This is a genomic window from Microbacterium sp. AC132 (assembly GCF_979258525.1).
In genome coordinates this window covers 2397605-2410647 of sequence record NZ_OZ409862.1, presented here as the reverse complement: position 1 = coordinate 2410647, position 13043 = coordinate 2397605, and the positions used below count along the sequence as shown (strand labels likewise).

At 68.4% G+C, this 13043-nt stretch carries 19 protein-coding genes; 14 read left to right on the top strand and 5 right to left on the bottom strand.

The window, feature by feature from the left end; all coding sequences use genetic code 11:
• The first annotated feature begins 220 nt into the window (after positions 1-220).
• Positions 221-949 (top strand): FadR/GntR family transcriptional regulator, encoded by a 729-nt coding sequence (locus ACZZZQ_RS11485; RefSeq protein WP_463507593.1) that lies wholly within the window; start codon positions 221-223, stop codon positions 947-949.
• A 65-nt stretch (positions 950-1014) separates the two neighbouring features.
• Entirely contained in the window at positions 1015-1473 is a 459-nt protein-coding gene (locus tag ACZZZQ_RS11480; RefSeq protein WP_463507592.1) for a nucleoside deaminase, read from the top strand.
• A gap of 68 nt (positions 1474-1541) precedes the next feature.
• On the opposite strand, the gene ACZZZQ_RS11475 is transcribed toward ACZZZQ_RS11480, so the two are convergent.
• Positions 1542-2027, bottom strand: coding sequence for an FBP domain-containing protein (locus ACZZZQ_RS11475; protein WP_053097609.1), 486 nt, complete (start codon positions 2025-2027; stop codon positions 1542-1544).
• A gap of 296 nt (positions 2028-2323) precedes the next feature.
• Here ACZZZQ_RS11475 and ACZZZQ_RS11470 point away from each other — a divergent pair, with 296 nt between their 5' ends.
• The gene (locus tag ACZZZQ_RS11470; RefSeq protein ID WP_463507591.1) at positions 2324-2686 is read left to right on the top strand and encodes a hypothetical protein; all 363 of its coding nucleotides are present in this window, start codon (positions 2324-2326) and stop codon (positions 2684-2686) included.
• A 24-nt stretch (positions 2687-2710) separates the two neighbouring features.
• Here the strand turns inward: ACZZZQ_RS11470 and ACZZZQ_RS11465 are convergent, their stop codons facing one another.
• Entirely contained in the window at positions 2711-2890 is a 180-nt protein-coding gene (locus ACZZZQ_RS11465) for a hypothetical protein (RefSeq protein WP_232224472.1), read from the bottom strand.
• Here ACZZZQ_RS11465 and ACZZZQ_RS11460 point away from each other — a divergent pair.
• Entirely contained in the window at positions 2889-3149 is a 261-nt protein-coding gene (locus ACZZZQ_RS11460; RefSeq protein ID WP_232224473.1) for a hypothetical protein, read from the top strand. The two genes, ACZZZQ_RS11465 and ACZZZQ_RS11460, sit on opposite strands and share 2 nt — an antisense overlap.
• A 167-nt stretch (positions 3150-3316) precedes the next feature.
• Positions 3317-3523: a CsbD family protein gene (locus tag ACZZZQ_RS11455; protein WP_053097611.1), complete on the top strand. Its 207-nt coding sequence runs from the start codon at positions 3317-3319 to the stop codon at positions 3521-3523.
• Between the two features lie 48 nt (positions 3524-3571).
• Here ACZZZQ_RS11455 and ACZZZQ_RS11450 read toward each other — a convergent pair whose 3' ends face one another.
• Complete coding sequence (locus ACZZZQ_RS11450) at positions 3572-3736, bottom strand: hypothetical protein (RefSeq protein ID WP_167347464.1); 165 nt, start codon at positions 3734-3736, stop codon at positions 3572-3574.
• Between the two features lie 123 nt (positions 3737-3859).
• Here ACZZZQ_RS11450 and ACZZZQ_RS11445 point away from each other — a divergent pair, with 123 nt between their 5' ends.
• The 8 genes from ACZZZQ_RS11445 to ACZZZQ_RS11410 all read left to right on the top strand — a co-directional run bounded on the left by ACZZZQ_RS11445 (position 3860) and on the right by ACZZZQ_RS11410 (position 9999).
• Positions 3860-4126, top strand: coding sequence for a DUF7218 family protein (locus tag ACZZZQ_RS11445; protein WP_053097612.1), 267 nt, complete (start codon positions 3860-3862; stop codon positions 4124-4126).
• Between the two features lie 10 nt (positions 4127-4136).
• On the top strand, positions 4137-5207 hold the full coding sequence (locus ACZZZQ_RS11440) for a carboxylate-amine ligase (protein ID WP_463507590.1): 1071 nt from the start codon (positions 4137-4139) through the stop codon (positions 5205-5207).
• A gap of 38 nt (positions 5208-5245) precedes the next feature.
• Positions 5246-6652, top strand: a complete 1407-nt coding sequence (locus ACZZZQ_RS11435; protein WP_053097614.1) for an MFS transporter — start codon at positions 5246-5248, stop codon at positions 6650-6652.
• Between the two features lie 61 nt (positions 6653-6713).
• Complete coding sequence (locus tag ACZZZQ_RS11430) at positions 6714-7409, top strand: DUF899 family protein (protein ID WP_072591748.1); 696 nt, start codon at positions 6714-6716, stop codon at positions 7407-7409.
• Positions 7410-7441: 32 nt separating this feature from the next.
• On the top strand, positions 7442-8224 hold the full coding sequence (locus ACZZZQ_RS11425; protein WP_463507589.1) for an endo alpha-1,4 polygalactosaminidase: 783 nt from the start codon (positions 7442-7444) through the stop codon (positions 8222-8224).
• A 37-nt stretch (positions 8225-8261) separates the two neighbouring features.
• Entirely contained in the window at positions 8262-8963 is a 702-nt protein-coding gene (locus ACZZZQ_RS11420; RefSeq protein ID WP_053097617.1) for a hypothetical protein, read from the top strand.
• Positions 8960-9517, top strand: a complete 558-nt coding sequence (locus tag ACZZZQ_RS11415) for a hypothetical protein (protein ID WP_463507588.1) — start codon at positions 8960-8962, stop codon at positions 9515-9517. The genes ACZZZQ_RS11420 and ACZZZQ_RS11415 overlap by 4 nt, the downstream gene beginning before the upstream one ends.
• Complete coding sequence (locus tag ACZZZQ_RS11410; RefSeq protein WP_463507587.1) at positions 9514-9999, top strand: hypothetical protein; 486 nt, start codon at positions 9514-9516, stop codon at positions 9997-9999. Before ACZZZQ_RS11415 ends, ACZZZQ_RS11410 begins: the two co-directional genes overlap by 4 nt.
• Before the next feature lie 308 nt (positions 10000-10307).
• Here the strand turns inward: ACZZZQ_RS11410 and ACZZZQ_RS11405 are convergent, their stop codons facing one another.
• On the bottom strand, positions 10308-11150 hold the full coding sequence (locus ACZZZQ_RS11405; protein WP_463507586.1) for a hypothetical protein: 843 nt from the start codon (positions 11148-11150) through the stop codon (positions 10308-10310).
• 39 nt (positions 11151-11189) lie between these two features.
• Here ACZZZQ_RS11405 and ACZZZQ_RS11400 point away from each other — a divergent pair, with 39 nt between their 5' ends.
• Entirely contained in the window at positions 11190-12758 is a 1569-nt protein-coding gene (locus ACZZZQ_RS11400; protein ID WP_463507585.1) for a cation efflux transmembrane domain-containing protein, read from the top strand.
• 115 nt (positions 12759-12873) lie between these two features.
• Here ACZZZQ_RS11400 and ACZZZQ_RS11395 read toward each other — a convergent pair whose 3' ends face one another.
• On the bottom strand, positions 12874-13035 hold the full coding sequence (locus ACZZZQ_RS11395; RefSeq protein WP_463507584.1) for a hypothetical protein: 162 nt from the start codon (positions 13033-13035) through the stop codon (positions 12874-12876).
• Between the last annotated feature and the right edge of the window lie 8 nt (positions 13036-13043).

Genomic DNA, 13043 nt, shown 5'->3' with positions numbered 1-13043 from the left:
GCGGCGATTAAAACATCGGACATATTCCGATACAGCCGATACTGGCTTCAATCCGCGGGGTCATGGGTTTCGAGAATGTTAAATACGGGTCTCGAATGCGTTTCTCGTGGTTCACAGTCACCTCGTTTTCGGCATCCTGGAGAAACATTGGACATATCGTTGCCAGAGGTCGAGAAGAGCCGATATGGTTCCTGATGTCGCCCGATCGAAAGGAATCCGGATGCCCCTCGACACGGACCTCGCACTCGCTCGCATTCGTCCCGCCTACGACCAGATCGCGAGTCAGCTGAAGCTGCTGATCCTGAACGGATCACTTGCCCCGGGCGAGCGACTGCCCGTCGAGTCCTCTCTCGCGGCAGCCTTCGGCGTTTCACGCAATACGGTTCGCGAAGCTCTGCGGATGTTGAGCTCGATGGGGCTGGTCCGCACCGAGCGCGGGGTGAACGGCGGAACTTTCGTCGCCCAGGTCGCCGTCGACGACGTGAGCGAGTTCCTGGAGTCCCGCCTGGGTCTGCTCGTGGGCAGCGATTCGATCTCGCCGGCCGAACTCACCGAGGCGCGCATCATGCTCGAGGTACCGTGCGCGCGACAGGCCGCGGAGCGTCGCACCGACGAGGATCTCGATGCGCTGCAGGCGCTCGTCGACGCCGAGCGCCAGGACCGCACCGGCTGGAGCCGCGGCGAGCACAGCCACGAATTCCATCTCACGCTGTTGCGCGCGACGGGAAACACGGTGCTGGAGCTGATGCTCGCTCCAGTTCTGTCGATCTCGCGACCCAACATGCTGCAGCCGAAACCGGGCACCTGGGATGCCGCCAACGACGATCACTCGAAGATCCTCGAGGCCGTTCGCAGACAGGATGCAGACGCCGCCGCGCATCTCACCCTCGAGCACCTGCACCGTGTGCGCGAGATCACGGATCCGGCGTACGACGACGGCCACTCCTGACTCATCCCGATAGCTCACCCGACAACGGTGTCGGTCCCCCACCCCTAAAGAGAGGACGCACCACCATGACCGACACCACCGACTCCCCCGTGGAGATCACCGACGAGATCGCCCGCACGTGGATCGACATCGCCCTCACCGAGGCGCGAGCCGGCGCCGAAGAGGGCGGGCAGCCCATCGGATCCGCGCTGATCGGGCCGGATGGAGAGGTCCTCGGTCTCGGCCGCAACCGCTTCGTTCAGCACGGCGACGTTTCCGCGCATGCCGAGACCGAGGCCTTCTCCGACGCCGCCTACCGCGAGTCGTACGCCGGGACCACGATGGTCACCACCGCGGAGCCATGCTGGTACTGCTCGGGCCTGATCCGACAGTTCGGCATCAGCCGCGTGGTGATCGGCGCCGGCACCGGCACCGGCGGCGCCGCGTGGCTCGAGGAGCTCGGTCACGAGATCCACCGCATCGACGATCCCGCATCCGTCGAGTTCCTCGAGGGCCTGCGTGCGGGCTGGAAGAAGAAGCCGTAACCGACGAGGCATCCGACACGACGGTGAAGGGTCCGTCCTCCTGAGGGAGGACGGACCCTTCACGCATCTCAGCCCTTCACACCCGCGATGAACGCGCTCACGTGCTCCTGGAGCTTCAGGATGCGCATCTCGCGGGCGAGCTCGCGGTCGTAGCCCTCGTAGGCGAGCGGCGGCAGCACGCGCACGTTCTGCGAGCATCCGAACTCCGCGCAGACGAGAGTGCCGATGCTGTCGCCCTTGCGGCCGGCCGGACCCGCCTTGCGGGCGACGTACAGCTGCACGTCGTTGCGCAGGGTGACGTCCTCGCACCAGGAACACTGGGCTCTGGCCGTGACGCGCTGCTCGGCGCGCTGCAGGATCACGCCGGTGAGGACGTCATCGACCCAGGCGACGACATAGGAACGTCGAGGGAGCTTGGGGTCGACCCAGCCGAGGTAGTCGAGCTTCTCGACGTCGAGGTCGGCGAAGCCGGCGGGCAGGGTGAGATCGGAGACCTCCTTGCGGGAGGCGTTGATGAAGGAGGCGCGCAGGGTGCGCTCGTCGATGGGACGCATGCGTCGGTGCTTTCGTGTGGGCCGCAGAGGGCGGCGGAAGAGGATTGGAGGACGGCATCCGCACGGATGCCGGGTACGACGTGGTTCCGGGGACGGGATGTTCCGCCTCCGGCCGATCGTCAGCCTCTGTCCGTGGCGCTGAACGCGCCCACGGCTCCATTCCGCGCTCGATCCGGAATCCGGAGAGCGCTCTTCGACAACAGCACCCCGAGAGTCTACGCCCGTTTGTTTCGGAGCATGTCGGCTCGGGTTTCCTCGCTGCCACGGCCGACCTACTCTTGCCGGAACGTCCGCTCATGAAGGAGACCACCGTGTCCACGCCGCTGAACCGCCTTTCGCCTCTCTCGGTGCGTGAGCGTTCTGCGTGCATGTGCCGCCACGGCTTCGCGTGCTCCTCGTTCGAGGCGGGTCACGCGCTGCACCTGATCCAGGCGCGCATCGCGTCGGCGACCCCGACCGAGTGGGCCGACGCGATCGTCGAGCACGCCGACGCGGCGACCGGCGAGCTGAGCGTGCGCACCCTCGACGGGGCTACTCACGCACTGTGGAACAGCGGCGGCGCAGCGCTCGAGGCTCCTGCGGGCACGCCGATCGCGCTGCACGTGCGCTACGGCGTGCTGGCCGTCGGTCGCACGCAGTTCAACGTCGCGCTCTCCTGAGGGCGCCGTGCGACTCGCTGCCGCTCAGGCGGTCGCCATCATCATGTCCTTGACGGCCATGCACGCGTCCATGCAGTCCTTGCAGGTCTGAGCGCACATCTTGCACACCTCGCTGTGGTCGGCGTGCGCCATGCACTCGTCCATGCACGTCTGACACATCGCGATGCAGGCGTCGAGCATCGCCATCATCGACGCAGGGGTCATGCCCTGCATCCGAATCATCGACCGCATCATGGTGTTGCACATGTCCGCGCAGTTCATGCATGCCGGCGAGCAGTCCATCATCTGCGTCGAGCACACCGTGCACGCCTGCTCACAGGCCGAGCACGCGTCCATGCAGGCCTGCATGACCGACATGTCCATGGTCGCCATGTCGGGCATCGACATCATGTTCGAGCGCATGGCGCCCATCATCATCGAGTCCATGTTCTACCGCTTCCTTCGTCGACCGCAGCCGAGGTGAGAGCGGGCAGGACCACCCGCCTGGGGCCAGGCTAGTCGTCGCCGACGTCCGCGTCGACGGGGAGGTGGCGCTGTCACGCCCGACCGCGGTTGTCAATCCCGTGTGCAGGATTCTCGGTCCGTGCGACGGTGGACATCCATTGATCGACTGATGAAAGGAATCGCGCCATGAGTGGAGCAGACGACATCAAGAACGCAGCCGAGAAGGCCGGCGGAAAGATCAAGGAGGGCGTCGGAAAGGCGACCGACAACGAGAGCCTCGAAGCCGAGGGTCGCGCCGACCAGACGAAGGCTTCGGTCAAGCAGGCCGGAGAGAACGTCAAGGACGCCGCACACAACGTCGGCGACGGCCTGCGGGACGCTTCCCGGGACTGATCCCTGAAAACGGAGTGAGGCCCGCCGAAGCGGGCCTCACTGCGTGGATCAGCGGGTGCGGCTGCCGGAGATCGCTCGGATCAACCAGGCGATGACCGCGATGGCCAGCAGCACCAGGCCGACCCACAGGAGGAACTGCAGGGACTGCACGAGCCCGCCGGTGATCGCCAGGATGATGGCGACCACGATGATGATGATCAGCAGGATGTTCATCGGTCTTTCCCTTCTTGGGGGCGCGGGGGAGTGCGCCCATCGGTCACTCAACCTAGACCCCCGGGGCCTGTCACCGGAGGGCCTTGACGCGGGGCTTCCCGCCGTGCGAGAGGAGCAGACGACATGCCAGGACGCAGGAACAACTCACTGAAGGATCCGGAGCTGTACGAAGAGCTCCGCGATGACGGCGCCTCGAAGGAGAAGGCCGCCAGGATCTCGAACGCCGCAGCCAGAGACGGCCGCAGCACGGTCGGGCGCCGAGGCGGCGAGCACGGCGACTACGAGGACTGGACCGTCGACGAACTGCGCAAACGCGCCAAGGAGATCGGCCTCACCGGTTACAGCGGCAAGCGCAAGGCCGAGCTCATCTCGGCGCTGCGCGATCATTAGGTCCGCGTCTGTGGCCCGGTTCGGTGTCGAGGAGGAGTTCGTCCTCCTCGACGAGCAGACACTCGTGCCGTCGGCCATGACTCCCGAGACGCGCGAGCGCATCCTCGACGCGGCGGGCTCCGGTCTCACCCCTGAGTATCTGACCTGCCAGCTCGAGTCGGCGACCGAGCCGTGCGTCACGCGAGCGGATGCCGAGGGGCAGCTGCGTCGCACGAGAGGGATTCTCGGCGAGGTCGCTGCGGAGCAGGGATCGATCGTGGCCGCCTCCGGCACCCCCTTCATCTCGCCCAACCGCCTCGTGGTCTCGTCGTCGCCCCACTACGACGCGGTGTCCGCCCAGCTCGTCGAGATCACGCGCGAGCACGAGGTCAACGGCCTGCACATCCACGTCGAGGTGCCGGACGAGGAGGAGCGCGTCCGCGTGGTCAACCGCGTGCGGGCCTGGTTGCCTCCGTTGCTCGCCATCACCGGCAATGCGCCGTTCGCGCACGGGCGGGATTCGGGCTACGCGAGTTGGCGCAGCATCCTGATCCGTCGACTTCCTGCCTCGTGGAGTCCTCCTCTCTTCCACGATCTGAGCGACTACCGCTCGCACGTCGATCAGCTGGTGTCGATGGGGGCCATCGCCGAAGCCAGCTCGCTGTCATGGACCGTCCGCCTGTCCGAGAGGTTCCCCACCGTCGAGGTGCGCGTCTTCGATGCGCAGCTGACGGTCGACGACACGCTGCTCGCCGTGGCCCTGACTCGCGCGCTGCTGGTGAGCGACGCCCTCGACGACTGTCACGGTCTGAGCCTCGACGCGATCGACGCCTCGCTGTGGACCGCGGCCAGATACGGCACGGATGCTCGCCTCGTCGACCCGGTGAACGGATCGATCGAACCGGCCTGGACGATCGCCGACCGGCTGCTCGAACGGCTGCGCCCGGCGCTCGCCCAGCTCGGCGACGACGATTTCGTGGTCGACGGCCTCGCCCGCCTCCGATCCGAGGGCACCGGCGCCCAGCGCCAGCACCGCGCCTACGCGGATGGCGGCGCCGCCGGACTCCGCGAGCTGTATCGGACGAGCACCGCGACCCGCTGACCGCCCCGGAGGTCTCCTGGCGGCAGTAGTGTCGCCGTGTGGCATCCTCTCGCTTCGCGCCGCTGCAGCGGCTCGTGATATCCGTCGCCGTCCTCGCGTCCTTCGTGACCTTCCTCGACGGCACCGTGGTGACCGTCGCCCTGCCCGCGATCAGCCGAGAGCTCGGCGGCGGCATCACCACTCAGCAGTGGGTGGTCGACGCGTACCTCATCACCCTCAGCGCGCTGATCCTGCTCGCGGGGTCGCTGTCGGACGCCTACGGCCGGGTGCTCGTGATGCGCATCGGCCTGATCGCCTTCGGCGTGGCATCCGTCGCGGTGGCCGCCGCACCCGATCCCCTCATCCTGATCATCGCGCGCGCGGCGCAGGGCGCCGCGGGTGCGCTGCTCGTGCCCAGCTCGCTCGCGCTGATCACGGCGACGATGCGCGCCGACGTGCAGTCCCGGGCGATCGGCGTCTGGACCGCGTTCACGACGGCGGCACAGCTGGTCGGCCCCCTGCTGGGCGGGCTCTTCGTCGACTTCCTCTCGTGGAGATTCGTCTTCCTCATCAACGTGGTGCCGATCGCCGTCACGCTCGTGCTGCTCTCGCGCCTGAAGCTGAAGGAGCACCCCAGCGGTGTGCGGGTCGACTGGCTCAGCGGGGCGCTGTGCGCGATCGGTCTGGGCGCTGTGGTCTTCGCGCTGATCGAGCAGCCGAACCTCGGGTGGCAGTCCCCCGCGATCTGGATGCCCGGCATCGCCGGAGCGGCGCTGTTCGCCTGGTTCCTCGTGCGCCAGCAGCGCTCGGCCTCCCCGCTCATGCCGCTGTCGCTGTTCCGGGTGCGCGACTTCGCCTGGGGCAACCTCGCCACCCTCTTCGTCTACGCCGCACTGTCGCTCAACGGCTTCGTCGTCGGCGTCTACCTGCAGCAGGGCGCAGGTCTCAGTGCCACGGCGGCCGGCCTCGCGAGCCTGCCGATGACGATCCTGATGATCCTCGTCAGCTCGCGCGCCGGATCCTGGGCCGGTCGTTTCGGGCCCCGCATCTTCATGACCGTCGGTCCGCTCATCATGGCGGTCGGCGCGCTGATGCTGCTGCTCGTCCGCGAGGACTTCGACTACTGGTGGCAGGTATTGCCGGCGATGATCGTGCTCGGGCTCGGGCTCTCGCTCACCGTGGCTCCGCTCACCTCGGCGATCCTCGGCGCCATCGACGAATCCCGCTCGGGCATCGCCTCCGCGGTCAACAACGCGGTCTCCCGCGTCGCCGGGCTGCTCGTCGTCGCGATGCTGTCGACCATCATCGGCGGCACGCTCGATCTCGCGGGCTTCCACAACGCGGCCTGGGTCACCGCCGCACTGCTCGTGCTCGGCGGTGTGGTGTCGTGGATCGGCATCCGCCGCAATCCGGCCGAGGAGGCCGAGGCTCCGGCCGTCGACGGGGCACCCTCGCCGATCGGTTGACGATGTCGGTGGTCGGGCGCACACTGGGGGCATCGTCCTACCGAGCACCCGGAGGTCCACCGTGAGCACGCCCCAGACGCCCCTTCCGCCCGTCGTCGACGTCGACACGTGGCGTCGCGAGCTCGACGCACTGCGCGTGCGTGAGAAGGCGGCGACGCGAGAACTGGATGCGATCGCGGCACAACGACGACGACTGCCGATGGTCGAGCTGCCCGACTACACGCTCGTCGGCGAAGACGGGCCGGTGCGGCTGCCCGAGATCTTCGGCGAGCACCGCCAGCTCATCGTCTACAACCACATGTGGACCGACGGCAATGAGTGGCAATGCCCCGGCTGCACCGGCTTCACGTCGCAGTTCACCCGCCTCGACTTCCTCGAGCGCTACTACGACGCCCGCTTCGTGATCGTGACGAACGGACCGATCGATGAGGCACTTGCCTACCGCGACAGGGTGGGCAACCGCATGACCTGGTATTCGAGCGCCGACAGCACCTTCGGTGCCGACATGGACGCCGGGCCGAACGAGGGCTTCGGCGTGAACGTGCTGCTCCGCGACGGCGACACGGTCTATCGCACGTGGCACACGAACGGCCGTGGCACCGAGCGCATGAGCCAGCTGCAGGGTCTCGTCGATCTGCTGCCCTTCGGCCGACAGGAGGAGTGGGAGGACTCCCCCGCCGGCTGGCCCCAGCATGAGACGTATTCTCAAGGGATGGGTTCGAAAGAGATCGCCGCACTGTACGGGGCCGGCAGCTGAGGCGCGCCACGGTCGAGGTCGCCGCCATCGCCGTGCTGGTCCTCACGCTCACAGGGTGCGTCACGACCATCTCCGACCCTCCGGCGCAGTTCGCCCTTCCCCCCGCGGGAGCGACCCCCGACTATCAGCTCGGCGGCGGCTACGACCCCGCCGACGGAGTCGGCATCGTCGGCCGGGACCGCTCGGATGAGCCCGCCGACGGGCTGTACTCGGTCTGCTATGTGAACGGATTCCAGACCCAGCCGGGCGAGCTCGACACCTGGCCCGACGACCTCGTGCTGCAAAGCGACGGCGAGCCGGTGTTCGACCCCGATTGGCCCGATGAGGCTCTGCTCGACACGTCGACGGACGAGCGCCGCGAGCGCATCGCCGAGATCGCCGGACCGTGGATCGAGGGGTGCGCCGAGTCGGGATTCGACGCGGTCGAGTTCGACAACCTCGACTCGTACACCCGCTCGGACGACGCGCTCACTCTCGACGACAACCTCGCCCTCGCGGCGCTGCTGGTCGACGTCGCCCACGACTCCGGACTCGCGGCCGGGCAGAAGAACGCCGCCGAAGACGCACCGGTGCTGCGCGAGCACGCAGGATTCGACTTCGCCGTCGTCGAGGAGTGCAGCGTCTTCGACGAGTGCGGGGCGTTCACCGACGTCTACGGAGACGCCGTGATCGACATCGAGTACTCCGACGAGCTGCCGCGGTCGTTCGACGAGATGTGCGCCGACGACGACGCCCCCTCGTCGATGGTGCTGCGAGACCGCGACCTCGTCACGCCGTCAGACGACGGGTACGTGTTCGAGACCTGCGATCGCTGACCGTCGCCTCAGCAATGCACATCGATATGCTGGCCCCGTGAGCATGACGGGGGATCACGGTGGCGCCACGCCTGCGGCCTCGCGCCCGGCGCCCGCGCAGGTCGTGCGGCACGCTGCCTCCCGGTGGACGCGCGGGATCGCCGAGCTGCCCCGATGGATCTGGTTCGCCGCAGTCGCGGTCGCCGCCGTGGCCATCGTCGTCGCGGCGATGGGCGGGTTCGCCCGTGCAGAGGCTTCGCCGACGCTGCTCGGCGCGGATGAGGAAGTGCGCACCTCGCAGTACGCGATCACCGTGCTCGACGCCGAGTTCGCCACCGAGGTCGAGTCGGAGTATCTCGAGGCGGAGCCCGGCGAGAAGCTGCTCGTGATGAGCACGCGTATGGAGAATCTCTCGGATGCTCCGATCGGAGTCGGCACCACCGTCGACCGCATAAGCACCGGGTTCGTGAACACCGGCCGTCCGCTTCTCGACCTCGCAGGCGTCCCCGCGAGTGACTCGGTGGCGGTCTGGCGAGCGGACGGGTCATCCGGCCAGGTCATCCTGCAGCCGGGCGTCCCCAGCCAGGTGACCTTCGCCTGGACCATACCCGAGGACGCGTTCCTCGACGGTTCCGTCGCGCTCGACGTGCACGAGGTGCAGATCCAGCGTGGAGCGGTGATCCTCTCCTCACGAGCGGTCACGTGGCGCCCTGCCGCCCTCAGCGCACGCATCTCGGTCACCGCCCAGGAGACACGATGAGACGCGCGACCCCCTGGCTGGTCGGCGCTGCGCTGGTGGTCGCGGCCGGCGTGCTGACCGCCGTCACCCCGACCGATGACGACGTCATCGGTCCGACCGTCGTGCGTGGCGCCTTCGGCGACCCCGTCGAATCCCGCACTCTGATCGCGGCAGCGACGGACGCGACGTTCGCGGACCAGGTGGCGGTGTCCGGTGGCGACTGGAGCGCGGAGGGGAACTGGCTCGTCGTGACGGTGATCGCCTCGGCGCCCCGCACGGAGGTGGATGCCGCCATCCAGCTCGCGACGCTGACGATCGACGATCGCGTGTTCCAGGCCAGCGAGCGACCCGACGCGACGCTGACGTCGACCCCGCTGCGACTCGGCATCGACACGGTCGGGACGCTGGCCTTCGAGCTGCCACCGGATCTGACATCGGGGCAGGCGGACCTGCGTCTCATCTCCTCGTACTTCACCGCCGAGCTCGACGACGTGATCGCGATCGCGGTCGAACTGGACGACCTTCCTCGCACGCCGAGTCTCGAGCTCGATGACCCCGAACTGCGGATCCCATGAGCTGGTGGCGGACGCAGCGGACCGGGCTGATCGCGTTGGCGATCGCGGCCGTCGCGATGGTCAGCGCCACGGCATGGCTCGACATCGCGCCGAGCATCCGGCCGACGGATCGGGTGATCGACGCCGACACGACGGTCGACATCGCCGGACAGACCCTCACGCTCGGGCCCACGGAATGGGCGGAGTTCGAGGCGCCTGCGGGGACCCGCACCCTCAGCGTCCGACTGTCGTCGAGCGGCGGATCCGCGGCATCGCTCTGCGGACAGACGACGCTCGCAGAGATCGACGCCGATCGCACCTGGCTCAGCTCTCGCGCAGACCTCGATGTGCCCTACGACGAGGGCGAGAGCTCATGCATCGCCGAGCCGGCGTCGTACCGCATCCTGCTGACCTTCCTGCTTCCCGACGACGCCGATGGCCCGTTCCTGCTCGACATCGAGGGCAGTGACGACGACCTCGCCCGCTTCCGTATCGAGCCCTGACGGGCGGGTGTCGAGGCCAGACCGGGGCCGGCCGATGACGGCGTCATAGGCCGTGGCGACGATCGCCACCCTGAGCGGTTCGGCGACGGCACCGATGGCGACGGTGACGAGCGGGAAGAACCCCGCCCAGAACGACGATTCGTGGCCCCCGATCAGCAGCAGCACTCCCCGGGTGCCCGCCTGCTCGGCGAAGCCCCACGCGGCGTAGGCCAGTGCGTAGACGCCGAAGAGCAATGGCCCGCCACGCCAGATCACCGCGACGGCAGCCCAGAGGCCTTCGAGTCGCATCACCAGCGTGCGCGCGATGCTCAGCGCCGCCCCTCGCGCCGCTCCCCGCCGACGCGTGCGAACGGCGGAGTCGAGTCGAAGGTCGTGCCGAAGATCACACCGGCGACCGTGAGCCAGGCCGCGGGGACGAGGAGTGCGGCGACGAGGATTCCGGCCAGCCAGGTCGCCCCTTCCCATACGGCGGCGATGGGTTCGATGTTCACCGAGAACCAGTCGCCGAGGCTCTGCAGCCACCCGGCCGCCTCTCGTTCACCGAACCAGTCCAGGACGCTGACCCACCACCGTGCGACGAGTGTGAAGAGCATGAAGGTCCACAGCACCTCGGCATAGGTGGCCAGGATGATCGTCCACCGCGGCAGCCGGTCGGCGAAGCGCGTGAAGAGCAGTCGTGCGATCAACGCGATCACGAGCACCGTCACCGGCAGCACGCCGACCGCGATGACACCACCGCGATCGCCCATCTGGACGAGGTCGTACCCGGAATCGGCCAGCGCGATCGCGCTCGCGATCTGGAAGAACTCGATCTGGTCGGCATCGAGCAGACCCCACGCGGTGTAGAAGGCGAAGAACGGCAGGATCGCGGCGAGAGTCGCGGAGGCGAACTCGCGGAGGCCACCGGCATCCTCCCTCCGGCTGTGCGGCAAGGAGGGGCGCACAGTGAGATACATCGCGACGTACGCGACGAGTCGGGCGGCGACCGCCAGCGGCAGCAGCAGCAGGCCCCCGAGCGTGGTGTGACCGCCGACGAAGCCGGCGAGCTCGATCAGTACGCGATGCAGCGCCTCGCCCCCGAGATACCAGGCCATGAGCGCAGGCCAGTGTCGGGCGAGGATGCGCCCGAACGTGCGGAGGGCCTGTGACATGTGCCCTACCGTACCGGTGGATCACCGTCGTCGAGCGGCATGAGGACACCGACCCCGGCTCACGCCAGCGGCATACTCCGCGCCACATCGGGCGTCAACCCGGTTCTCACCGCCGCCCTGCGGGGGCACCATGTCGTCGTGAACGCATCGACGTGGACTCCCCGCCGCGCCGTCTCGGCCGCAGTGGCGCTGTTGCTCGCCGCCGCACTCTCGGGCTGCGGCCTGACCATCCCGGCCGACCCGGACGGCACTCTCGCGTCGGCGACCGGCGCTGACCTGAGGGTCGGCGTCTCGGCCGATCCCGGGCTGGTCGACACCGATCGCGACACCCCCACAGGAAGCATCGCCGACCTCGTGACAGGCTTCGCCGACAGCATCGACGCCGACATCGACTGGACCTACGGGTCGGAGGAGACGCTGGTCGGGATGCTCGAGCGCGGCGACCTCGACCTCGTGGCGGGCGGCTTCACCTCTGACACCCCCTGGATCGACAAGGCCGGGGTCACCCGCGGCTATCCCGAGATCGACGGAGCCGACGGTCGCGAGATCGTGATGCTCGTGCCACTCGGCGAGAACGCGTTCCTCAGCGCTCTCGAACGTCACCTCGACGAGGCGGTGGGGGTCGCGATGACCGTGCAGCGGATCGGCCGCACCGAGCTGCCAGACGAGCAGCGCGCAGCGCTCCGCCGAGCGATCGGGTGGGAATGGTTCACCATCGCCTACACGTCGGTGACGATCGCGGTGATCGCCCTGGTCGTCGGCAACTCGCAGGCGATGCGCACCGCGTGGATCGAGGACATGCTGTCGCTGATCCCGCAGATCGCCTTCCTCGTCGCGCTGATCTTCATCCGCAAGCGCCCCTCGGTCAAGCATCCCTACGGCCTGCACCGCGTGATGGGAATCGGACACCTCGTGGCGGGCGTCGCCCTGCTGGCGGTCGGACTCAATCTGGCGATCGAAGCGGTGACCGGGCTCATCGCCCGCGAGCACCCGACCATCGGCACGGTGCAGCTGTTCGGGCAGACGATCTGGCTCGGCTGGCTGATGGTCGCCGTGATGGCCGTGGTCATCGTCGGGCCGGTGTTCTTCTACGGACCGGCGAAGGCGAAGCTCGCGCCCGTGCTTCACAACAAGCTGCTCTTCGCCGACGCCGACATGGCCAAGGCCGACTGGCAGACCACGGTCGCCTCGATCGTCGGCGTGCTCGGTGTGGGTGCCGGCGTGTGGTGGCTCGACGGCGCTGCGGCTCTCGTGATCTCGCTCGGGATCGTGTGGGACGGCTGGCGCAACACCAAGACCGCCGTGATCGATCTCATGGACCAGCGCGCCAGGACGTACGACAGCAAGCACCCGCATCCGCTCGCCGGTGACGTGATCTCGACCATGCGCTCCCGCCCCTGGGTCACGGAGGCGGGAGTGCGGATGCGGGATCAGGGGCAGGTCTTCCACATCGAGGCGTTCGTCGTCCCGCATCGCGGAAAGGTGTCGATGGGCGACGTCACCGACCTCGCGACGCGCATCACCGACCTCGACTGGAAGGTGCAGGATGTCGTCGTCGTCCCGGTGGAGGAGCTCCCCCAGGGCGTCGACACCTCGGGCCGCGACTGACCGTGCTCGGAGCGAGACCCCGGACGGCAGGACGCCCACCGCACCAGTTAGGGGGAGTCCGTGCGGCGGGCGCCGTAGCCGATCGCTCGGGGCGACCGGCCGCTCGCGGCAGGCGTCAGAGGTCGTCCTCGTCGTCGCCGTCCTCCGAGCCCGCGGCGTCCGGATCGTTCGGGACCGGGTCCTCGGACTGCTGACGCGGCGCGAGCTCGTCGGGGATCATCGGCGTCTCGTCCGCCTCGGATCGCTCGTCGTCGGGGGTGGATTCGATGTCTGACATGGTGCTCC